The organism is Komagataeibacter xylinus, assembly GCF_031081985.1.
Taxonomy (GTDB): domain Bacteria; phylum Pseudomonadota; class Alphaproteobacteria; order Acetobacterales; family Acetobacteraceae; genus Komagataeibacter; species Komagataeibacter xylinus_E.
Genome location: NZ_JARWSK010000004.1, coordinates 433,487 through 456,186, shown reverse-complemented (window position 1 = coordinate 456,186; position 22,700 = coordinate 433,487). Strand labels below are relative to the sequence as shown.

Below are 22,700 nucleotides of genomic sequence, written 5' to 3'. Positions count from 1 at the left end.
TGCGGAAACAAAATGGATTGCACGCCCGCCCAAACTTCCGCCTGCCTGCCACGTTCAGCCGGTATTCACCGGAGATCACGATGCGCCTGATCCCCTGCCCCCTCGCCATTCTGCTCCTGCCCCTGCTGCTTGCCGGCTGTTATGGCCCCGAGCCGAGCCACCATAATGATGAGGGCATACAGGGACCGCCCCTGCGCGCCAGCCCCTCGGCCCATGCCGATGAAAGACCATGACCAAAATAAAAAGTTTTTGGGTGCTGCATTTTTTCAAAAAAGCAGCATTCTTCGAAGCTTTTTGAAAAAAGCTTCACCAAAAACTTTTAAAATTTGACAGATGTCTGCTGGCATGGAACGCAACCGCCCTCTAAACCGTAGGCCCAGATAAAATGGCTTCCTGTTTTTGTGGCAAAGGGACGACTCATGAGCAAAGACACACCGAATCTTCTCTCGCCCAGCCCGGTCTACAAGCCTTTCCGCTACCCCTGGGCGTATGAGGCATGGCAGACCCAGCAGCAGTTGCACTGGCTGCCCGAGGAAATTCCGCTGGGCGATGACGTGAAGGACTGGAACAACAACCTGTCCGAAACCGAGCGCTATCTGGTCACCCAGATCTTCCGGCTGTTCACCCAGCAGGATACCGAGGTCGAGAACGCCTATATCGACCTGTACATGCCCCGCTTCAAACCGACCGAAGTGCGCATGATGCTCTCGGCGTTCACCAACATGGAAAGCATCCATCAGGCCGCCTATTCCCACCTGCTCGACACCATCGGCATGCCCGAGACGGAATATGCCGCCTTCCTCGAATATGAGGAAATGGCCGCGAAGCACGAGTTCCTCAAGCGCTTCAACATGAACGACCACTACAACACGGCGCTGTCCATGGCCGTGTTCGCGGGCTTTACCGAAGGGCTTCAGCTTTTCGCCTCGTTCGCCATGCTGCTCAACTTCCCGCGCCATAACCTGATGAAGGGCATGGGCCAGGTCGTGACGTGGTCGGTGCGCGACGAGAGCCTGCACGTTGAATCCGTCACGCGCCTGTTCAAGACCTACATGCAGGAATTCGGCCACCAGATCGACAAGCCCGCCGTGGCTGCCGCCATCCACACCGCCTGCCGCGAGATCGTGACCAACGAGGACCGCTTCATCGACCTCGCCTTCCGCATGGGGCCGGTGCAGGGGCTGAGCGCCGATGAGGTCAAGCAGTATATCCGCTTCATTGCCAACCGCCGCCTGATCGGCCTCGAACTCAGCCCGATCTATGACGTGCCGAGCAATCCGCTGCCGTGGATTGACGAAATGATGAACGCGGTGGAGCACACCAACTTCTTTGAAAACCGCGCCACCGAATACAGCCGGGGTGCGACGCAGGGCACGTGGGATGAAGCCTTCGCCTGACGCGACTGCGGCTGCCATTTGATTGATGCGGCTTATGGGCCTACACCCAGCCGTGACGCCACCAGGGAGACTGACACGATGAAAATCAGCGCACGTAACCAGCTTGCAGGCACGATTACCGGCATTACCAAAGGTGCAACCACGTCGCATGTCACGATTGATGTGGGCGGCAGCACCATTACCGCCTCGATCACGAATGAAGCCGTGGCCGAACTGAACCTTAAGGTTGGTGAAAAGGCGACCGCCATCATCAAGGCATCCGATGTGATGGTGGGCGTCTGACGCCCTTGCATGTTTCCGGGCCATCCGACAGGGTGGCCCGGTTTATTGTGCCTGACCATGCGCGGGAAACGGGCTCATGTCCTATACGCCTGAAGATATTGAACGACTGGCCAGCAAGATCTTTCAGTTACACTACCCGGACCGGCAATGGACCATCGGAACCGATGCCCACGCCGCCACGCTGGAAGAACAGGAACGCTTCCGCACTCTGGCCCATGAACAGTTATCAAACCCGAACCCGTATTAAACTGGTTTGAATGCCTGCGCACTGCCCCTGTTCAGGCCGGATTAAACGGCCCCGATGACAGGAACCGCGCGGGGGAAACAGGATGCGGAAAGTGCCTGAACCTGTAAGATTGAATGAAACGGCATGGCGGGTCGATCCCATGCTTCACCCTTCTTTACGGGCTGGCTCCATTTGCTGCCTACTGCCTCTAATATTTCCAGAAAGCCCTGCAAGGCATTTTCTTGTTCTTTGATCAGTATTTCTTCTGCATTTTGAAAAAAGACGATATATCGGCTTCTGTTTATGAGCCATGACAGGTCTGTCAGGATATCCCTGAGTGCATTGAAATTTTTGCCTGCATAGTCCGGCGCATGGAACTTTTTATAAATTTCATCGTAGAATGCATCAAATGTCTGCATTGATGATCCTGATAAAATGATTGGATCATAGCTATTATAAACATCCACCTGATGGTCTGTTTGAAAAAGCCACGGACCCTCAATATTATTCAATACATCTTTTTCAAACATATTATGTGATATCCAATTATATTAATATAGAAATTATAAATTCAGCATATGCATACTTCAATATTTTACTTCATTATACATGGAAAATAAGGCCGCTTTTAATATAACCAGACCTGTTAATTCTTGATGCATTTTGCTGTCGCTGCGATGAGGATGATGGAGAGAAAGGGCATGACTGTCTTCTCGTATCGGGTTGCGACAGTCCGCCGAAGGCTCCTCAGTGAGGTCTTGCCCTTAGGACGGACTTCTCTCGATCAAAGGCTCCCGGATGGACCATGCAGTGCGTTCTATCATTCAAGATCTAACAGCCCCCGAGTGTGAATATTCCAATTAGGGCCTGTTAGGTTATATCAAAAGCAACTTCAGACCGAAACGTACCCTTTTTCTCGCCATGATTTTTCCATCTGAGGAAGGCACTCTATGATTTTGTCCAGATCATCGGTCTTTTTTGGAAATACAGCCTTGTATTCATCACTTCTATATCGCCTTACAAATTCAAAATCTCCCAGAATACAATGAATTATACATAGCATAACGCCTTGGCTTTGTTCATATTCCCGATAACCGCCAGACGAAGATACCTTGTATTTTGCTGGCAAGAACTCCAACATATTTTTCTCACTTGAGAAATCATAATGCCTCTCAAAAAAAGAAATTCCTTGCATGAGAAATCGCTCAATAACACTTGGAAGTTCAGAAATATCTCTCCAATATGGCTCATCAGGCCCGCCATCGTGTATAAAGCCAACCCTATCCTGAATAAAGCATGGTGTATATTCCGCAAACTCTGGCAACATAGTGAGTTCGCATCTAATTTCTTCAAAAAATACTCCAGATGTATAAATTGGCCGCCCTAATATTTTTTTACACAGAGACATTGTTTTTTTGTTATTTAAATAAACGCTTGGAAAAACAGTAACTTCACCGCGAGAGCCTACGCGACGAAATCCGAGCCCAAGACCTACTATAAGAGTCGTATGTTTCAATGATTTATTTTTGAATTGCTCTGATGAAAATTCCCAATTCTCAAATTTTTTAGCGATCTCTTTACATAACGTAAGAACTTCGCCTTTTAACGTCGCCATTTTTATTCCTCACGGTTTGTAAAATACGAATACCGTAATATGAGGATGCAAGTTCAGTAGTCCTGCTTCTTGCAGGATATTATGCACCTTGTGGAAGTATAACTGCATTCCTGAGCATAAAGCATGCAAACGCAATGACAAGGAGACCTGCGAGTGTTGAAGCGTCACGCTCGTAATCTTTGACGAGTCTGCGGCATCGTGTAACCCATGCGAAAAATCGCTCGACAAGCCATCGGCGCGTTAGCAGGGCAACCTGACGACCTCATGGGCGATCCCCTGGCCCCGTGCTGCCCCGGCTGGTTTCTCGCCGGTATATACCTGATCGACAGAGGCCAGTTCAACGCTCTTGTCCGTCGCATCCTGAATGGCGGCGGCAAGACGTCCCACCTCAACGCAATCATCCCGACTGGCTGGTGTGGCATACAGGGCCGGCAACTGCCCCGGCGTGTCCACGGTCATGTGCAGCTTTGAGCCCTTTTTGCATCTGGCCCCATCATATCCGGCACGGGAACCGCTTTCTGGCGTCGAACGTAATGTCCGGCTGCCGAGAAATGGCTGCCGTTGGCTCCGCCATCCAATCGTTCAAGGTAGGCGCCGACATCTACCGACTGAACTGCATGCTGCCGATCAACACAAAAGACGATACAGATACCCCATGGGTGTAGCAGTTTTTGTGCGGCGCAACCCCTAGACGGCGGCGGAATAGCTGGCTAAACAGACCCTATGGAGAGGTGGCCGAGCGGTTGAAGGCAGCGGTCTTGAAAACCGCCGTGCGTGTGAGCGTACCGTGGGTTCGAATCCCACCCTCTCCGCCATCCTGACTATTCACACCACATCAATCTGTTTCTGGCAGTCAGGCCTTATCATCGGGCACGGCTCTGAAGCCTGATGGCTCTTTTGCGTTCGCGGCCTACTGATACGCATGCAGAATGTCTGTATCAAACATCAGATACTCATTGCCCGGATCGGCAACCAGCATCTCGAAAACTTTTTCCCACACGCCTGCATGGTGCCAGCGGTTAAAGCGGCGATATACCGTCTGCCATTGACCATACCGCTCAGGCAGGTGGCACCAGGACGCGCCACTACGCTTGATCCACAGGCAGCCATTCACGAACTGCCTGGTATCCGCTGCGCCGTACCCCGGATCATTATGAATCTGCCACGCAGACCCAGCCGGGTCTGCTAATGGCCCTCCCCCCGCATGCGGGCTTCTTCATCGGCTTTTTCCTGTTCACGCACCCGGCGCCGCGCCCGCGCGCGCAGCCACATCCATGCGCCCGTGCCCAACATGACCGCCCCCGTTACGCCGCATAGATACATCAACAGCGGATGACGCGAGAGGAACCAGTCCACCCACATCCAGAACGGCAGGTGCCCCACGCTATAGGTGGGCGAGGTGCGGTAGGTCGTGATCTGGCTGCCGTTTTTCAGCACCAGGTCACCCTGTATCTGCGGCAGCACCTTGCTGTCATGCAGACTGGTCACCAGTTCCTCGATCCGGCCGCCATCATCGCCTATCAGCGCCAGAACCGACCGATGTGCCGCATAGGGCGATTCCGCCCCGATCATGAACGCCGCCCCCTTTACGGGGGCATCAAGGTTGGCCGTAACACCATTGCGCAGGCCAGCGCTGTCCCGGTCCTGAAACAGGTACCAGATGCCCTGCAGCCCCATGTTCTGCCCAACGGCCAGATGGCTGTCATCAATATGATAGGCCGAACGCGACAGCAGTGCCGCAGCCCCCCCCATCTGCTGCACCGGTGCAAGCAGGATTACATCGCCCGCAGGTGGTTTCTGCGCGACCTCATCCGTGCTGGCCAGATGCACGCCCGCAACCGGATAGCCCGTCAGCGACCCGAAAAAGCCCATCAGGTCCAGATAAGCGCCAAGCGTATCATGGTCAGGCGAGCGGGGCAGCACCACCGTAGTCTCGCTCAGATCGGCCATGCGCGAGAACGGAAAACCGATTTCGGCAAAATAGGACAGGTTGGGCAGCGTGGTGAAATGCACCCCACGCCGGAAGTCGAGCATGGAATCAGAATCAATCGCCATCTGCACGTCGCCGGGCGTGCGGCGGCAGGCACCAAAGTCCACCGGGCGGGTATTGAAGCTGAACTGAAGGTCATTCTGCCCGAACAGAAGCCAGGGCGGCATGGCGGTGACATGCCCCACGGCACCTGCATGCTGGGTCACCATCCGCTCCGACCAGACCCGCCACAGGCCATTGGGGCGGAGCGAATAGCTCTGGATATAATTATGGTTGAGATGGATATCGAGCCGCGATGAATTGAGGTCCATCACCGCCCCATCCGGCGCACGGAACCAAAGATCCATCAGGAATGGCAACTGGTGCCAGGTATACAGGTCGGGTGGCAGGTGAAAGGGCACATGCAGCGGCGCTCCCACAAAACCTGCGGTCTGCAGGTCGCTTGCGGCAACGAGTTCGCCCAGCCGCACCGGCCGGTCGGTGGGAATGAACGCAGGCGCGTCATATGGCTGGCGCGGGCGCAGGCTGACATCCTGCACCACGATGGATGCAACATCGCCCAGCGTATCGGGCGAGAACACCAGCCTGCGCGCCGCGATCTCGACCTCCTTCGCATTGCGCCCGGTCACGACAAGGATGGTGCCCCATTTGTCGGCGGGGTTGGCGGTTTCCAGCAGGGTTGGCCCTGCGGGCGGGTGGCCCTGGTCATCAACCGGCAGGTTCTCGTCAATCTCGATGGCATTGCCCGTATCCGGCAGGGCGGATGATACGGGAAAGGAAAGCTGGTGCGCGCCTGCCATCCGGCCCAGCCACGAGGCCACCAGCCCCGCCCCGCGCAGCACCTCGGGCGCAGGCGTGGGCGCGGGCAGGACCATGGGCACGCGCATCGCCACCCGCAGAGCGGGGTCAAAGAAAGGCGCGGGCAGACGGGCAAGCGTACGTTCGGGTGCGATGCGGGCCGTGGTGAGGGTAATGGTGGACTGGTCCGATATCTTGGCCCACAGCACATCATTATACAGGTCGTTACAGTCGCGCCGGTATTCACCCGCGAAACGGAAGTTGAGCTTGCTGTCTTCGGTAAAGTAAAGCGGATCTATGGGGAACTCGACCGGCCCGAAACCGGGATGCGTGGGATCGACCCGGATCGTGCCGACATACTGCTCGTTCAGCGTGACGTTGACGGCGGAGGCTTCTGGCAGCAGCGAAGGCGAAATCGCGCCAGACAGGTTCAGCGTTGCATGCGTGACCACCCGGTTGGCCGGCACCACCACGTCAAGCCCCTGCAGCGGGGAGATTCCGGTCAGGCTCAGCGGCCCGTTGACCAGCCCCAGGTCGCGAAAGGTAATAATGCGCGTGACCTCGGTATCGGCTATGCGCCCGGCAGCAGCGGAATCCACCGGCTGCGGCACGGGGGGCAGATCACCGGAATTGCTGTCGCCCCAGGGCGTTGCGGATGATACGCCCGTGCGGTCAAAAACCGTGGGATGCACGGGTTCAGCCGCCATGGCGGGAAAGACCGCCAGCACAAGAGACGCGATCAGCGCACCCGTGGTGCCACGTATGCTGCTGGGATGGGTGGGCGGCACGATCAGGCTCTTCTTTTCCAGCTTTTCTTCCTCTTTCCTGCCTCCGCTTTCCTCCTCTCCCTCGCCATCGCCTGTGGGGCTGATATTCCACAGATATGGCGGCGCAAGCAGCCCCCCGATGCTTTTGATCACCTGGTAGATACTGTTAAGCGGCCGGTCTTCCTTGAAGTCAGCCCAGTTATCCCACGCATTGCTCCGCCCGAATACCATGCTCACAACCTGCCGTTCCTCTTCCAGCGTCTCGATCTTCCATTGCAGGTGCAGCCACGAGCCACGCTGGCCCAGAATGCGGGTGGGCACGGCCACTTCAATGCCATCCTCGGGGTGGGTATAGCGCAATTCGATATCGACGGGCGTTTCAAGCTCGGCGGGCAGGTTGAGCGTAACGCCCGCCCCGCCAAGCGAGATATCGGTGGTATGGGCATGAAAGACATCGCCATTTTCAAAACAGATATCAACCGGCAGCTTGACCCGCACGCGCGGCGCGTGCCGGATCTGCCGGGTCTCGCGCCCCACCGCAATGGAAGCCAGCACCACGATCAGGCTGATGGTGATCCACAGCGTATTGAGCGCGAAGGACTGGAACGCCAGCTTGTCGTGGTAGTCGAACACCATGCCGAACAGGCCGCGCACCATGCCGCCAAACAGGATCAACGCCATGATGACATTGGGGTAAACCGCACTGAAATCAAAATAGCCCCGCGCCAGCAGACCGCCCTTGTCGGTCACGTTGAACTGGCCCTTGTGCGGCTGGAGCAGGGTCACGATGGTGATGCGCACCAGGAACAGCGCAAGCGAGGTCTCGTAAATCTCGCTCCAGAATGAATAGCGCCACCGGCCCTCGATGCGCGAGAGCGTCATGATGGAATGAAAGATATGCGGCAGGGCATAAACCGTAATGCCAAACGGCGAGGCCGCAATGATGTTCTGCCCCAGGAACAGGAACGCCAGCGGCGAGACCAGAAAGGTCACCCTGGGTATGGCGAACAGGAAGTGCGACATGGCCGACAGGTAGCATAATCGCTGCTCCCACCGCAGGCCGCGGCCGAGCATGGGGTTATCAAGCCGCATGATCTGGAGCATGCCGCGCGCCCAGCGCACGCGCTGGCCGATATGCAGGATCAGCCGCTCGGTGGCCAGGCCGCCGGCAAGCGGCTGGCGCAGATAGGCGGTGCCCCACCCCTTGCGCTGCATCTTCAGCGCGGTATGCGCATCCTCCGTCACCGTCTCGGTTGCGAACCCGCCCACGCTGAGCAGCGCCGAGCGGCGGATGGCGGCGCAGGAGCCACAGAAGAAGGTGGCATCCCAGAAATCATTGCCGTCCTGCACCAGGCCATAGAACATGTTGCCCTCTGGCGGCACGTCATAGCCCGCAGCCAGATTGCGCTGGAACGGATCGGGGGAATAGAAGTGATGCGGTGTCTGGAGCAGGGCCAGCTTGGGGTCGGCCACCATCCAGCCAATGGTCTTGAGCAGGAACGAGCGCGTGGGCACATGGTCACAATCGAAAATGACCACGAATTCGCCTTTCGTGATCTTCATCGCATGGTTGAGATTGCCCGCCTTGGCGTGATTGTTCTCGGAGCGGATGATGTAGCCTGCCCCGGATTCCTTGGCGAAGTCATGGAACGCCTTGCGCCGCCCGTCATCGAGAATATAGACGTTGAGCTTGCCCTCGGGCCAGTGCAGGTCCATGGCGCCGAGCACGGTTGAGCGTACCAGTTCCAGATCCTCGTTATAGGAGGGAACGTACACATCGACCATCGGCCAGTCATCAAGATTGTCAGGCAGGCGGTGGGGCCTGCGGTGGAGCGGCCACGACATCTGGAAATAACTCAGGCACAGGGTCGAGAGCGCATACCCCTCCGCCAGCAGGAGTGCGACTGACAGCACGCTCTGGAGCAGGCTGGCAAACTGCACCGTGCTGCCCAGCCGCCAGATCAGGTAGCGGAAGGACACGAACAGCGACAGCATCATGAGAATGCAGGTGATATGGCGCCCCGGCCTGCGGTTGAGCAAAAAGAACAGCCCCACCGTGCCAATGGAAATACAGCCCTGCTGCATGGGCGTGACGCTGACGCCCCCCACCGCGCAGCAGATGAGCGCCCCCCCTGCCATGAGCAGGCAGATCAGCGCCTTCTGCCCGGCAGGCGAGGCCATCAATGCCGCCCCGCCCCACTTCAGCCATAATTCCCTGAACATGATTAACAACCAGATTACCCGAACATAAAGCCCTACAATACGTATATGCATGCCCGGGGGCGCGTCAGCAGAACCCCTGCGGGCAACAGGTTGCCCCCTGCGCTACGGCTGCGCCCTGTTCCCTATAATCGATGGCTCCACAAAAAAAGAATGTGTCTGTTAGGTTTTTCTTAACGAGCCGGAACAGTAAATGAGCATCCCCCATCCCTGCAAGATATTATCTGGCTTTTTCATTTATTTCACAAGCGGATGGCACAGATACGCCGGGCTGTTTATTTTGCCAGTATAAATATTGCAATATGCGGCGGACATGTTTGCATCAGGTATAATTTATCATTTTATTTTATAATATAACAATCATTAATCCAAAATTATACTTTATCCGCCTGCAGCAATCCACGCAAAAAGGCGCCCGACCAGAGGCCAGGCGCCTTTTTTCAATCACACCGGGTGCCGCAGCCCACCTGCGCATGCAGCATGGGCCATGGCCGGGTCAGACCGCGCGGCGGCCACCGCCCCCACCGCCGGAGCGGTTGCCACCGGGGCGACCACCCCGGCCACCACCGGGCGGACGACCGCCACCGGCAGGACGACCGCCGCCACCGGGGCGACCACCACCAGGGCGGCCACCGCCGCCGCCACGGCCCCGACCGCCGCCACCGAGCACGGGCGGGCGCATGGTCGAGTTCTCGGCAGCTTCCGAATGGTACGGATGCTCGGACACCACGGGAATCTTCTTGCCGATATTCTTTTCAATATCACGCAGCCAGGCGCGCTGCTCGGCATCGCACAGCGAGACCGCCCAGCCCTCACGCCCCGCGCGTGCCGTGCGGCCAATGCGGTGCACATAGCTCTCGGGCACGTTGGGCAGGTCGTAGTTGAACACGTGAGTCACGTCATCCACATCGATGCCGCGGGCTGCGATATCGGTCGCCACCAGCACCTTCACATTGCCCGAACGGAAGCCGGACATGGCGCGTTCACGCGCGCCCTGCGACTTGTTGCCGTGAATGGCCTCGGCGGTGATGCCGTGCTCGTTGAGGAAGGTCGCGACCTTGTTGGCCTCGTGCTTCATCAGCGTGAACACCACGGCGCGCTCGACCTTGGGCGAGTCAACGAGCAGCTTCAGCGCCTCGCGCTTGTTGCCGGTATCGACAAACATCACGGCCTGGCGGATGCGGTCCACCGTGCTTGATGGCGGAGTGACCTGCACGGTGGCCGGATCACGCAGCAGGCCATGCGCCAAGTCCGATATGGTCTTGGGCATGGTGGCCGAGAACAGCAGGGTCTGGCGGTCGGTGGGCAGGGCTGCGACAATCTTGCGGATATCGCGCACGAAGCCCATGTCGAGCATGCGGTCGGCTTCATCGAGCACCAGCACTTCAAGGCCGGACAGATCGACATGGCCCTGACCCATCAGGTCAAGCAGGCGACCGGGGGCGGCCACGAGCACGTCCACGCCACGGCGCAGCGCCTCGATCTGGCGGCCCTGCCCCACGCCACCGAACACGACAGCGTGGCTGAAGCGCATGTGGCGGGCATAGGATGCGAAGCTCTCCCCGATCTGGGAGGCCAGCTCACGCGTGGGGGCCAGCACCAGGGCGCGCGCGCCCTTGGGGTGCGCGCGGCCCTTCTCGCGGAAAAGACGGTCAAGGATGGGCAGCGCGAAGGCTGCGGTCTTGCCCGTGCCGGTCTGGGCCAGCCCAAGCAGGTCACGCCCTTCAAGCAGGTAGGGAATGGCGCCGGCCTGGATGGGGGTGGGCGTGGCGTAGCCTTCCTCGTCCAGTGCCCGCAGCAGGGGCTCTGCAAGATGAAGATCGGCAAACGTCGTTGTCATGAATGGCGCCTCCTGGCGCGAAAAAACGGGGCAGCGATCCCCTGGGGGTGCTGCGTGCCCGGGTGGCGAACCGACAGATGAAGCCGAAATCGGCCCCCATGTGCATGGGGACACTCGTTCTGTCGTCGCAAGGATATCATGTAAGGGATAGAAGCCGGTCCAGTCTGCTTATGGTCGTGTCCCCCGCGTCAAGGACACGTGCAATCTAGCCAGCACGGGGAACAGGCGCGGTCCGTTCCCGAGCGTGATGCTCTATCGCGTTGCGGGCACGACCGCAAGCTTTTAATGCGCGTGGCCTGCGCCCGGCTTCAGCGCGGGGGAAAGCGGTCGGTCAGGATGACCTCGCTGTCGGGCAGCTTGCCCACGCGGGGAAGCGCCTCCTGCGTGCCTTTGCCAATGACCACAAACATCGCCACCACATGATTGGGCGGCAGATTGACCAGTTTGCCCACGGCCTCATAATCAAAGCCATCCATCGGGCAGGACTGATAGCCCATGGCGGTGGCGGCGAGCATGAGCGTCTGGGCGGCAAGGCCGCAGCTACGCATGGTCTCGTCCTGCTGCACCCATTCACGGCCTTCGTAATAGCGGGTAATCGTTTCCGCCATCTGCCGCTTCACCGCATCGGGCGCACCATTGAAGTAGCGGGCGGGGTCTTCCTTCCATGCATCACGGTCGGCGCAGAGCACGATCAGCACCGAGGCGTCGGTCACATGCGGCTGGTCCCACGCCACCTTGCGCAGTTCGCGCCGCAGGGCCGGGTCTTTCACCACCACGAAACGGCAATGCTGCACATTGAACGCCGAGGGCGCCATGCGGGCCGCCGCGAGCAGGGTGCGCAGTTCGGCATCGCTGATCCGGTGGTCGGGATCATAGGCGCGGATGGCGCGGCGGGTGCGAATGGCTTCGAGTGTGTCCATGGTCGGGGTCTCCCCATCGTGGCGCATTCAGGGGCGCGGGCCATCCTTGCGCCGCAGCAGGAACAGCGCCTGTTCGCCAAACAGGTTGGCCAGCCGGATCGAGCGCCGCCACGGTGCGCGCTCGCCGTCTTCATCAACGGCCATCCATTGCTGCACACCATACCCCTCATCGCGGCACAGCGTCAAAAAGTCGAGGATGGTGCAGGGGTGGATATTGGGCGTGTCGTACCACGGCCTGCTCCACACGCTGGTCATGGGCATGCGCCCGCGCGTGAGCAGTTGCAGGCGCAGCCGCCAGTGGCCAAAATTGGGGAAGGAGACGATGGCATACCGCCCGATGCGCAGCATCTGGCGCAGCACCTCACGCGGGCGCTCGACGGCCTGGAGCGTGCGCTGCAGCACCACGTAGTCAAAGGCGTTATCGGGGTAATGGGCCAGGTCATGATCCGCATCGCCATGCATGACCGGCAGGCCGTGGGCAACCGAGCGGGTCACCTCCTTCATGTCGATCTCGATGCCGCGCGCATCGCAGCCGCTGTTGCGGAACAGGTAGTCGAGCAATGCGCCATCGCCGCTGCCCACGTCGAGCACGCGGGTGCGGGGGCGGATCATGCCGGCGATGAGTCGCTGGTCAAGGCGCATGGTCAGGCAATCCCGGCATGTTCGGCGGCTCCGCACAGGAAGCCACGGATGGTACGGTCAAAATCCGGCTCATCAAGCAAAAAGGCATCGTGGCCCTTGTCGCTCTCGATCTCGACAAACGACACGTTGGCCGCCACCCGGTTGAGCGCGCGCGCCAGCAGCCGCGATTGCGAGGTGGGGAACAGCCAGTCAGATGAAAACGACACGATGCAAAAGCGCGTGCGCGTGCCCGCAAACGGGTGCGACATGTCGCCATCATGCTCGGCGCCGAGGTCGAAATAATCCATGGCGCGGGTGATGGTGAGGTAGGAGTTGGCGTCAAACCGCCGCACGAAGGTCGAGCCCTGGTGGCGCAGGTAGCTTTCCACCTCGAACATCTCGCCAAACAGCGAGCCCGGCGCCCCTGCCCCGCTTTTACCCGGCTCATGGCGCACGCGGCGGCCGAACTTGCGGGTCAGCGCGGCCTCGGAAAGGTAGGTGATGTGCGCCATCATCCGCGCCACCGCCAGCCCGCGCGCCGGGATCTCGCCGCATTCCCAGTAGCGCCCGCCATGCCATTGCGGGTCAGCGAAGATGGCCTGACGGCTGACCTCGTTGAACGCGATGTTCTGGGCGGAATGGAACGGGCTTGTGGCAATGGGCAGGGCCGCGAACACGCATTCGGGGTAGGTCGCGGCCCATTCGAGCACCTGCATGCCGCCCATCGAGCCGCCAACAACGGCCAGCAGGCGCGTAATGCCCAGGTGCTCGACCAGCAGCTTCTGCGCGCGCACCATGTCGCGGATGGTGATGGGGGGGAAATCGGTGCCCCACGGCTCCTGCGTGCCATCGGGCAGCGTGCGCGGGCTGCGCGGCCCGGTGGTGCCCATGCAGCCGCCCAGCACGTTGCTACAGATGACGAAGAAGCGATCAGTATCAATCGGCAGGCCGGGGCCGACCATACGGCTCCACCAGCCGGGCTTGCCGGTGAGCGGATGCGGGTCGGCCACGTACTGGTCGCCGGTCAGCGCATGACAGACCACGATGGCGTTATCGCGCGCAGGCGAGAGCCTGCCATAGGTGCGGTAGGCCACATCAACAGGGGCGAGATGGAAACCGCAGTCAAGCGGCAGGCCCTCGGCAAAGGTTACGCTCTGGTGCGACAGGCTGGTGGCGGGAATGGCGTTGTCCATTCTGTATCCGGCGTTGCATGAACAGGGATGGTGCGCAAAAGGCAGCCCCTGCGTATGGCACCCCTGCCCTGCCCTTGCAAGGTTCATGCCCTCACGACAAGGCGATGGGCCGCCCCGGAGCATTCTGCATTTATTTATACGTTATCAATAAGTAACATTTAAAACTGCTCTACCTTGCCCACCCCTTCAATGGCCTTGATCATCTGCGCCACGCGCGGGGTCACGCGGTAGCGCTCGGCCAGGGTCAGTTCCACATCCTGCGTTGCAGCGACCGATGGCATCAGGATCACCCGCCCCCGCCCGCTGCCATGGCCGAGCAGCACGTCGCGGATTGGCTCGATCGCCTCGGCCTGGTCGAACCAGATGCGCAGTTCCGCCGCCGCCTCCGCCGCCGCCTGTTCAAGTTCCATCACGTCGGATGCGGTAATGCGCAGCGCCTCGCCTTCCAGCTTGAGGTCAGCCGTGACCACCACGGCATTGCCCGCCACCAGAATTTCGCGCGCGCGCGAGAGCACCTCGGAGAAGAACGTAACCTCGCACCCGCCCGATGCATCTGACAGGCGCACCCATGCCATCTTGTTGCCCGTGCGCGTGGGCCGCTCCTTGCGGTCCACCACGCAGCCCGCGATCTTCACGCGCCCGATCCCGGCCTGAGCGGCCGCCTCCAGCCCCGTGGCCCGGATTGCACCGAGCCTGCGCATGAGCGGGCCGTAGGAATCCAGCGGGTGGCCGGTCAGGTGAAAGCCGATGGCATCGGCCTCCATGTTCAGCCGCTCGAATTCCGGCCAGTCGGCACAGCGCGGCAGGCGCAGCGGCTCTCGCTGGGCGGGTGCCCCACCGCCGCCGCCAAACAGCCCGATCTGCCCGCTTGCCGCCTCCTGCGCGTTGGCCTGCGCCCGGCGCATCACGGTCTCGGCCGCCCCGCAGGCCTGCGCACGGTTGGGCAGGATGGTGTCGAACGCGCCCGCACGGGCCAGGTTTTCAAGCTGCATCTTGTTGACCTGCCTGGGGTCAAGGCGTGCGGCGAGATCCTCAAGGTCGGTAAAGGGTTTGTTGCCGCGCACCGCAACGAGCGACTGCATGGCCCCCAGCCCCACCTTTTTTACGGCCGCCAGCGCGTAGCGGATGCCGTAGGTCTCGCCATCGGGCAGTTTTTCCACCGTAAAATCGGCGCCCGAGGCATTGATGTCAGGCGGAAGGAGCGGAATGCCCAGCCGGTCGGCCTCCTGACGCAGGCCGGCCAGCTTGTCGGTCTTTTCCCGCGCAAGCGACATGCAGGCCGCAATAAAGGCCACGGGGTGGTTCGCCTTCATCCACGCGGTCTGGTACGACACCAGTGCGTAGGCTGCGGCGTGCGATTTATTGAAGCCATAATCGGCAAACTTGGCCATGAGGTCGAACACCTCGGCAGCCTTGTCCTGCTCGATGCCGCGTTTCATCGCCCCTTCGGTAAAGGTCACGCGCTGGCGGTCCATCTCGGCGCGGATCTTCTTGCCCATGGCGCGGCGCAGCAGGTCGGCCCCGCCCAGGCTGTAGCCCGCCATTTTCTGGGCAATCTGCATGACCTGTTCCTGATAGACCATGATGCCGTAGGTCTCTTCAAGGATGTCGCGGATTTCCTCGTGCGGGGGCTCCCATGCCTCGCCATGCTTGCGGCGACAGTAATCGGGGATGTTGGCCATGGGGCCGGGGCGGTACAGGGCCACGGCGGCGATCAGGTCCTCAAGCCGGGTCGGGCGCATCTGCTTGAGCACGTCGCGCATGCCAGCACCTTCAAACTGGAACACGCCCGCCGTATCGCCACGCGCCAGCATGTCATAGGTCAGTTCGTCATCCAGCGGCAGGGCGGACAGGTCAACCTCAATGCCCATGCCATGCAAAAACTGCACCGCGCGTTGCAGGATGGTAAGCGTGGTCAGGCCAAGGAAGTCGAATTTGACCAGCCCCGCCTGCTCCACGAACTTCATGTTATACTGCGTGACCAGCATCTCGCTCTTGGGGTCGCGGTAGAGCGGCACCAGTTCCACAAGCTCGCGGTCACCAATCACAACGCCTGCTGCATGCGTGCTGGCGTGGCGGAACAGGCCCTCGAGCTGCTGGCCAATTTCCAGCAGGCGGCGGATGGCCTCGTCCTCGTCGCGCATTTCCTGCAGGCGCGGCTCGCCCTCGATCGCCTGCTTGAGTGTGACCGGCTGGGCGGGGTTGTTAGGAATGAGTTCGGCCACGCGGTTGACCATGCCGAATGGCAGGCCAAGCACGCGCCCCACGTCGCGCACGGCGGCACGGGCCTGCAATTTACCGAAGGTGATGATCTGGGCCACGCGGTCCGGGCCGTATTCGCTGCGGACGTAGCTGATGACCTCATCACGCCGGTCCTGGCAGAAATCGATATCGAAATCCGGCATCGACACGCGCTCGGGGTTGAGGAAGCGCTCGAACAGCAGGTTGAAGGGAATGGGGTCGATATCGGTAATGGTCAGCGCCCATGCGGCGAGCGAGCCTGCGCCCGAGCCACGCCCCGGCCCTACGGGAATGTCATGCGCCTTGGCCCACTGGATGAAGTCGGCCACGATCATGAAGTAGCCGGGAAATCCCATCTGCGCGATAATATCGAGTTCGAACGCAAGGCGTTCCTCATATTTCGTGCGCGTCTCGTCATCCACGCTCATGCGCGACAGGCGGTTTTTCAGGCCGGTGATGGCCATGTTGCGCAGGGTTTCGTCCTCGGTCTTGCCGGGCTGCACCTTGGGGCACATGGGCAGGAGGGGCTTGCGCGTTTCCACCTGCACTGCGCAGCAGCGCGCGATCTCGAGCGTGTTGTCACAGGCCTCGGGCAGGTCGGCAAAGAGTTCGCGCATGACCTCGGGCGGCTTGAACCAGTGCTCGGGGGTGACGCGCCAGCGCTCGCGCTCGGCCATGGTGCGGCCCTGGGCAATGCATAAAAGCGCGTCATGTGCCTCGTACATGTCGGGCTTAGGGAAGAAGCACTCATTGGTGGCGACAAGCGGCAGGCCCATGCGGTCGGCCATGGCGATCATGCCCGGCTCCACCGCGCGCTCGGCCGCCTGCCCGTGGCGGTGCAGTTCAACCGCCATATGGCTGCCATAGGCCTCATGCAGGCGGTCCATGAATCGGGCGGCTTCTTTCTCCTGCCCTTCGGCCAGCATGTGGAACAGCGGGCCACGGCTGCCGCCGGTGAGCAGGAACAGCCCACCCGCACGTTCGCATAACTGGTCGAGTGTTACGGTTGGCTCGTCCGTCTCGTGCTGCAAAAACCCGGCCGAGGACAGGAACTGCAGGTTGGCCAGCCCCTCCGCGTTGCGGGCCAGCAGCGCCAGTGGCTCGGCGGGCATGCCGGGTTTGTCGCTACGCGAGGGGAGTGCGAGCTGGCAGCCGATGATGGGCTGCACGCCTTTCTTGCCGCAATACTGCGAGAATTCGAGCGCGCCAAACATGTTGCCCGTATCGGTTATGGCAACGGCGGGCATGCGCATGTCATGCGCCAGCGCCACCAGTTCAGGCACGCGGATGGCCCCCTGGCTCAGGGAATAGGCGGAGTGGACGCGCAGATGGACAAAATCGGCATGGGACATGCAGCCATTCTACCCCACTCGGGGCGCGATGTGCACTCCCCGGACACGGCCGTAAGGCAGCAAAGGTGGTGCACGACCAAGGCAGTTGTGGCCATGCGGCAATCCGCTACACAATGCCTTTTGCGGAGAGGTGATATTATGAAAACCGAACTCGTTGATTCCCTGCCCTGTATTGAAAATGTCAATTCAATCATGAATGCAATGGAACCGGGCAGCGCGCAAGACAAGCTGGCCTATATTGTCAGCAATTGCAGCCCTTACACATCACTGGCTTTCTGTGCGCTGCTGTTCCCCTCCATTATCGTGGTGGATGGGTGCTTCCTTCTGGAGTATTATTATACCGAAAGCAATTTTCTGGATGCCCGCAAAAACTATAGGAATGATAAAAGAACAATTGAAGAAAGTATGAACAACACGTTCCTTTACGAAGTGTTTGAATGCTTCAGCGGGGACGTTCCTGATATGGTTTTTGAGGAAATAGGCAAGGTTGTCCGGCTTTCATGGGATATGGTTTTAAGGCAGAAATTTCCTGAGCGGGAATTTGCCGTAAAATATTTCCATGACGAGCAGGATTATGGTCCCGTTATCACATTCTGCCAGAAATAACTCTTTAATATTTCCATTCATGCTCAATACATAAGGAACAGGCACATGAAGATTTGCAAAAATGGTCTTGATGAGAATATTTTGGAATTATTCACCGCTCCTTTCGAAAATCATGATTTTTTCCTGCATGCCACGCATCTTGTCACAGTAGAGCAGGCCCTTGCCACAATCGGCGTGCTAAACCCGGGATTTTTTTTGAAATAGACGGTTATATTTTATGGAAAAATAAAGAAACCATACAATATATAGAAGAAAATATAAAAATAGATGAAGGGAAACCAAGAGAATTCAAGGAAAGGCAGCAGATGGAACATTACCTCAATCTATTTGAAATAGGCAGCCATTTCCAGAAATGGGAAGAATGGCCCCCTTCCCTCACGGATGAAGACGCACGGTATAAAAAAGACATCGAACTGATGGTCATCTTCGCCCACCAGATTGAGAAATACTGGCGCATGGCACTGAACAGGTGTTTTCCTGACAGAAAATTCGAATTTGAAATTTCCGCCGATGGCCTGGAAAATGAACCGGGCGTGTGCCTGACCTTCTGGCAGGCGGAATAGCCTGGCGCGGACCTGCGCACTCTCGTGCCCTGTCATGGTGCTGGCAGGGGCGAAATCAGGGCGGGGCGGGGCGGGCCATGCCCCGTCAGAAAAGCGTTGTAATCCGGTGAATGAAATTCATCATCGAGAGCCTGGCTTTATTCTCGATGGCTTTCTGCTCTTCGCGCTTTTTCTTTTCCTTCATGAATTTTACAATGTGGTTGATATCCAGTCCCGGCTCTTTTGCAAAAGGTGGCGTGCCTTCAAGCCTGAACAGGTTGTGCTGCAGCACATATTCATTTGTGAAAATAAAAAACTGTGCCTGTTCATGCGTTTTCTTCATATGAAGAAACAGGTCATCCACATGCGTGGTGAATGAAAGCGCCGTATGTTGCTGAATGGCCAGGTTGTTATCTTCATACCAGATCGCATGCGCCCGTATGGAACCGTTCCAGTCGATCAGGAAACAGTCATCATAGATGCCCGGCCTGTCCGTATCGTAGCATCTGATCCACTTCAGCGGCAGGTTGTTCTCGTCACGGCCAAACAGTTCGATATGAAGATGTCTGTATCGTTCAAAATAACTCATGCTCTACCCTCAGCTATTTTGATGCCCGGCCCTTGCGCCGTGCACAAGCCTGCCTGCCTGCCTGCCTGCCTGCCTGCCCTATAGGGCCGGGCGCAAACGTGTCACCCTTCCACCGGCACCACCTTTCCATCCCGCAGGGTCACGATGCGGTCCATGCGGCGGGCAAGGTCCATGTTATGGGTCGCGATCAGGGCTGCCACGCCATGCGCCCGCACGGTGACGAGCAGGGCATCGAACACGGCATCGGATGTATTGACATCGAGGTTGCCGGTCGGCTCATCGGCCAGCAGCACATGCGGGCGGTTGGCCAGCGCGCGCGCAATGGCCACGCGCTGCTTCTCCCCGCCCGAAAGCTTGCCCGGCAGGTGGTCCAGCCGGTGTGCCAGCCCGAAATCGGCCAGCAGTTCATCCGCCCGCGCCCGCGCCTGCGCGCGCGCAACACCCGCAATCATCTGCGGGATCATGACATTCTCGCGCGCGGTGAATTCGGCCAGCAGGTGATGGAACTGATAGACAAACCCGATCCGGTCGCGCCGCAGTTCCGTGCGCCCGCCATCTGCCAGCGCGCCCGCATCCTGCCCTGCCAGCAGCACGCAGCCTGCATCGGGTTTTTCCAGCAGGCCCGCCACATGCAGCAAGGTGGACTTGCCGGTGCCCGAGGGGGCCACAAGGGCCACGATCTCGCCACCACGCAGCGTAAGGTCCGCCCCGCTCAGGACTTCGAGCGTTTCCTCACCGCTGATATAGCGGCGCACCACGCCATCAAGATGCAGCGGCGGGGCGGTATTGACGGTGTTGTCATTCATGGCGCAGGGCCTCCACCGGGTCGGTCTTGGCCGCCCGCCATGAGGGGTAGAGTGTGGCCAGCAGCGACAACACAAGCGCCATGGCGATCACCTCGATCACCTGCGACCATACCAGCTTGGCGGGCAGGTGCTCGAGGTAATACACCTCGGCATTGAACAGGTCGGTGCCGGTCATGCGCTGAAGCAGTTGCCGGATCCGCTCGATGTTGAGGCAGAACACGATGCCCAGTCCGGTGCCGACAAACGTGCCCGTCACCCCCACCGAAGCCCCGCACATGAGGAAGATGCGCATGATGGCGCCGCGCGTGGCGCCCAGCGTGCGCAGCACGGCAATATCGGCGCTCTTGTCCTTGACCATCATGATCAGCGAGGAAATGACGTTGAAGGCCGCGACAAGGATGATGAGCGTGAGGATCAGGAACATCACGTTCTGCTCCACCTGCACCGCGCCAAAGAAGGCGTTGTTGCTCTGGGTCCAGTCCATTACGCGCACTTCGCCATCCATCGCCTTTTCAATCGCCGTGCGGATGGGGATGACGTTTTCCGCGTCCTTCGTCATGACCTGCACCTGCGTCACCTGCCCCGGTAGCTGGAAATAGACCTGGGCGGCATGCAGCGGCAGGAACACGTAGCTGGAATTATAGTCGCTCACACCCGCATCAAAAATCGCCACCACGCGGTAGGCGCGCACGCGCGGCATGGTGCCGAATGCGGTGGCTGCCCCCTGTGGCGAGACAAGGGTGAGCCTGCCGCCCACGGTCAGCCCCGCGCGCTCGGCCAGCGTGGTGCCGACAACGATCGTGTCATCGCCACCAAAGTCATCAAGGCTGCCCGCAACAAGGTTGTCACTGACCTCATGCAAGCCCACCAGGTCGGCCCGCGTCATGCCCCGCACAAGGCCACCCGCGTTGTAGCTGCCCGAATTGAGCAGCACCTGCGATTCAACCAGCGGTGCTGCCGAAACTACGCCCGGCACGCCGCGCACGCGGCCTGCCACGGCATCATAATCACTGATGGTGCGGCTCAGGCCATACACGCTCAGGTCGCCATTAAGGCCAAGGATGCGCCCGAGCAGGTCGGCTTTGAACCCGTTCATGACCGACATCACGATAATCAGCGTGGCCACGCCAAGCGCGATCCCGACCAGCGAAAAGATCGCGATGATGGAAACGAACCGCTCCCCCCGCCGGGCCCGCAGGTAGCGCCCGGCGATCATCCGCTCGAAGGGACCGAACATGCTCAGCCCTGCAGTTTCGCGATAAGGGCCAGCGCGCCTTCCAACGTCTCCTCGGTGCGCTCACCGGTGCGGCGGTTCTTGACTTCCACCTTGCCTTCCTTCGCCCCGCGCGGGCCCACGATCAGCTGCCACGGGTGGCCCATCAGGTCGGCATCGGCAAACTTGGCCCCTGCCCGCTCGGCACGATCATCATACAGCAGGGCTCGGGGCGCTGCGCCATAAAGCTGCTCGCACAGCGCATCGCACTGGGCATCACCATTCTTGAGGTTGATGATGACCGCCTTGAAAGGCGCCACGGATTGAGGCCAGATGATGCCGTTTTCATCATGGCTGGCCTCGATGATGGCGGCCACGAGGCGCGAGACGCCAATGCCGTAGGAGCCCATCTCGGGGTAGATCGGCGCGCCATCGGGCCCGCTGACCGCAATATCCATCGACTGGGTGTATTTGCGCCCGAAGTTGAAGATATGCCCCACCTCGATGCCACGCCCCTCGCGCTGGCGGTCGGCGGGCACTTCGGTCCATGCCTTCTCGTCATGCATCTCGTCGGTCGCGGCATAGAACGAGGTCATGCGCGTGAAGAATTTTTCCAGCGAGGCACGGTCATTGGTGTCCACGTCCTCACCCAGCCAGTCCTGATCCTCGAGCGCGCTGTCAAAGAACACGCCGCTCTCGCCCGTGGGGGCAAGGATGAGGAATTCATGGCTCAGCTCGCCGCCAATCGGCCCGGTATCGGCCCGCATGGGGATGGCGCGCACGCCAAGGCGCTGGAAGGTGCGCAGGTAGGCCAGCATCATGCGGCGATAGGTATCCACCGCCGAGGCCGTATCGAGGTCGAAGCTGTAGCCGTCCTTCATGTAGAACTCGCGGCCACGCATCACGCCAAAGCGGGGGCGCACCTCGTCACGGAACTTCCACTGGATCTGGTAGAGAACCTGCGGCAGTTCCTTGTAGGACTTGACCACCTGCCCGAAGATATCGGTAATCATTTCCTCATTGGTCGGGCCGAACAGCATGTCGCGCTCGTGGCGGTCGCGGATGCGCAGCATCTCGGGGCCGTAATCATCATACCGGCCCGAGCGCTTCCACAACTCGGCGGATTGCATGGTGGGCATCAGCACTTCCTGCGCGCCGGCTGCATCCTGCTCCTCGCGCACGATGTTGGCGATGTTCTCCAGCACGCGCAGGCCAGCGGGCAGCCAGGCATAGATGCCAGCCGATGTCTGGCGAATCATGCCCGCGCGCAGCATGAGCCGGTGCGAGGTGATCTGGGCCTCGGCCGGATTTTCCTTGAGGGTCGGCAGAAAACTGCGGGACAGACGCATATCCGTATGAACCTTGACGTATGAGAACCGATAATGCTGCGGACCCTAGACCAATCACAACGCCCGTGGAATGGGGCATGTGCACCCGATGCACGCCCGCATTACACTCAAGCGTGATGCAACCGGCCTGCAG

The 22,700-nt window shown here is 59.8% G+C and carries 20 protein-coding genes, 1 tRNA gene and 1 pseudogene; 8 read left to right on the top strand and 14 right to left on the bottom strand.

Annotated features, from left to right (window positions below; all coding sequences use genetic code 11):
• Positions 1–17 precede the first annotated feature (17 nt).
• The 4 genes from QEG70_RS10340 (at position 18) to QEG70_RS10325 (ending at position 1,926) form a co-directional block, all read left to right on the top strand.
• A complete protein-coding gene (locus tag QEG70_RS10340) occupies positions 18–233 on the top strand; it encodes a hypothetical protein (protein ID WP_308720562.1) in 216 nt (71 codons plus the stop codon).
• A 186-nt stretch (positions 234–419) separates the two neighbouring features.
• Positions 420–1,397 carry a ribonucleotide-diphosphate reductase subunit beta gene (locus tag QEG70_RS10335; protein ID WP_308720561.1) on the top strand — a complete coding sequence of 326 codons (978 nt, stop codon included), beginning with the start codon at positions 420–422 and terminating at the stop codon, positions 1,395–1,397.
• A 78-nt stretch (positions 1,398–1,475) separates the two neighbouring features.
• Positions 1,476–1,679, top strand: coding sequence for a TOBE domain-containing protein (locus QEG70_RS10330; protein WP_308720560.1), 204 nt, complete (start codon positions 1,476–1,478; stop codon positions 1,677–1,679).
• A 76-nt stretch (positions 1,680–1,755) separates the two neighbouring features.
• Positions 1,756–1,926, top strand: a complete 171-nt coding sequence (locus QEG70_RS10325; RefSeq protein WP_308720559.1) for a hypothetical protein — start codon at positions 1,756–1,758, stop codon at positions 1,924–1,926.
• Positions 1,927–1,967: 41 nt separating this feature from the next.
• Here QEG70_RS10325 and QEG70_RS10320 read toward each other — a convergent pair whose 3' ends face one another.
• The 3 genes and pseudogenes from QEG70_RS10320 to QEG70_RS10310 form a co-directional block, all read right to left on the bottom strand.
• On the bottom strand, positions 1,968–2,435 hold the full coding sequence (locus tag QEG70_RS10320) for a barstar family protein (protein WP_308720558.1): 468 nt from the start codon (positions 2,433–2,435) through the stop codon (positions 1,968–1,970).
• Positions 2,436–2,797: 362 nt separating this feature from the next.
• A complete protein-coding gene (locus QEG70_RS10315) occupies positions 2,798–3,520 on the bottom strand; it encodes a hypothetical protein (protein ID WP_308720557.1) in 723 nt (240 codons plus the stop codon).
• A 79-nt stretch (positions 3,521–3,599) separates the two neighbouring features.
• Positions 3,600–4,087 (bottom strand): annotated as a pseudogene (locus tag QEG70_RS10310) (transposase); the annotation flags it as partial.
• 158 nt (positions 4,088–4,245) lie between these two features.
• Here QEG70_RS10310 and QEG70_RS10305 point away from each other — a divergent pair.
• A tRNA-Ser gene (locus QEG70_RS10305) sits at positions 4,246–4,335 on the top strand.
• A 95-nt stretch (positions 4,336–4,430) separates the two neighbouring features.
• Here QEG70_RS10305 and QEG70_RS10300 read toward each other — a convergent pair.
• From QEG70_RS10300 to dnaE, 7 genes are all read right to left on the bottom strand, one after another.
• Positions 4,431–4,679 carry a transposase gene (locus tag QEG70_RS10300; protein WP_308720592.1) on the bottom strand — a complete coding sequence of 83 codons (249 nt, stop codon included), beginning with the start codon at positions 4,677–4,679 and terminating at the stop codon, positions 4,431–4,433.
• 26 nt (positions 4,680–4,705) lie between these two features.
• Positions 4,706–9,298: a UDP-forming cellulose synthase catalytic subunit gene (gene bcsA / locus QEG70_RS10295; RefSeq protein WP_308720556.1), complete on the bottom strand. Its 4,593-nt coding sequence runs from the start codon at positions 9,296–9,298 to the stop codon at positions 4,706–4,708.
• A 493-nt stretch (positions 9,299–9,791) separates the two neighbouring features.
• A complete protein-coding gene (locus QEG70_RS10290) occupies positions 9,792–11,135 on the bottom strand; it encodes a DEAD/DEAH box helicase (RefSeq protein ID WP_061272239.1) in 1,344 nt (447 codons plus the stop codon).
• Positions 11,136–11,443: 308 nt separating this feature from the next.
• The gene (locus tag QEG70_RS10285) at positions 11,444–12,055 is read right to left on the bottom strand and encodes a nitroreductase family protein (protein WP_308720555.1); all 612 of its coding nucleotides are present in this window, start codon (positions 12,053–12,055) and stop codon (positions 11,444–11,446) included.
• 27 nt (positions 12,056–12,082) lie between these two features.
• Positions 12,083–12,697, bottom strand: a complete 615-nt coding sequence (gene metW, locus QEG70_RS10280; protein ID WP_078524387.1) for a methionine biosynthesis protein MetW — start codon at positions 12,695–12,697, stop codon at positions 12,083–12,085.
• Positions 12,698–12,699: 2 nt separating this feature from the next.
• Positions 12,700–13,869 carry a homoserine O-acetyltransferase MetX gene (gene metX / locus QEG70_RS10275; RefSeq protein ID WP_308720554.1) on the bottom strand — a complete coding sequence of 390 codons (1,170 nt, stop codon included), beginning with the start codon at positions 13,867–13,869 and terminating at the stop codon, positions 12,700–12,702.
• Positions 13,870–14,027: 158 nt separating this feature from the next.
• Complete coding sequence (gene dnaE / locus QEG70_RS10270; protein WP_308720553.1) at positions 14,028–17,462, bottom strand: DNA polymerase III subunit alpha; 3,435 nt, start codon at positions 17,460–17,462, stop codon at positions 14,028–14,030.
• A gap of 138 nt (positions 17,463–17,600) precedes the next feature.
• Here dnaE and QEG70_RS10265 point away from each other — a divergent pair, with 138 nt between their 5' ends.
• The 3 genes from QEG70_RS10265 to QEG70_RS10255 all read left to right on the top strand — a co-directional run bounded on the left by QEG70_RS10265 (position 17,601) and on the right by QEG70_RS10255 (position 18,631).
• Positions 17,601–18,068, top strand: coding sequence for a hypothetical protein (locus QEG70_RS10265; RefSeq protein WP_308720552.1), 468 nt, complete (start codon positions 17,601–17,603; stop codon positions 18,066–18,068).
• A gap of 45 nt (positions 18,069–18,113) precedes the next feature.
• Positions 18,114–18,272 carry a hypothetical protein gene (locus tag QEG70_RS10260; protein ID WP_308720551.1) on the top strand — a complete coding sequence of 53 codons (159 nt, stop codon included), beginning with the start codon at positions 18,114–18,116 and terminating at the stop codon, positions 18,270–18,272.
• A gap of 101 nt (positions 18,273–18,373) precedes the next feature.
• Positions 18,374–18,631 (top strand): hypothetical protein, encoded by a 258-nt coding sequence (locus QEG70_RS10255; RefSeq protein ID WP_308720550.1) that lies wholly within the window; start codon positions 18,374–18,376, stop codon positions 18,629–18,631.
• An 85-nt stretch (positions 18,632–18,716) separates the two neighbouring features.
• Here the strand turns inward: QEG70_RS10255 and QEG70_RS10250 are convergent, their stop codons facing one another.
• The 4 genes from QEG70_RS10250 to proS form a co-directional block, all read right to left on the bottom strand.
• Positions 18,717–19,199: a hypothetical protein gene (locus QEG70_RS10250; RefSeq protein WP_308720549.1), complete on the bottom strand. Its 483-nt coding sequence runs from the start codon at positions 19,197–19,199 to the stop codon at positions 18,717–18,719.
• A gap of 101 nt (positions 19,200–19,300) precedes the next feature.
• Complete coding sequence (locus QEG70_RS10245; RefSeq protein WP_308720548.1) at positions 19,301–20,005, bottom strand: ABC transporter ATP-binding protein; 705 nt, start codon at positions 20,003–20,005, stop codon at positions 19,301–19,303.
• The gene (locus tag QEG70_RS10240; protein ID WP_308720547.1) at positions 19,998–21,242 is read right to left on the bottom strand and encodes a lipoprotein-releasing ABC transporter permease subunit; all 1,245 of its coding nucleotides are present in this window, start codon (positions 21,240–21,242) and stop codon (positions 19,998–20,000) included. Before QEG70_RS10240 ends, QEG70_RS10245 begins: the two co-directional genes overlap by 8 nt.
• Positions 21,243–21,244: 2 nt before the next feature.
• Complete coding sequence (gene proS, locus QEG70_RS10235; RefSeq protein WP_308720546.1) at positions 21,245–22,567, bottom strand: proline--tRNA ligase; 1,323 nt, start codon at positions 22,565–22,567, stop codon at positions 21,245–21,247.
• Positions 22,568–22,700 lie beyond the last annotated feature (133 nt).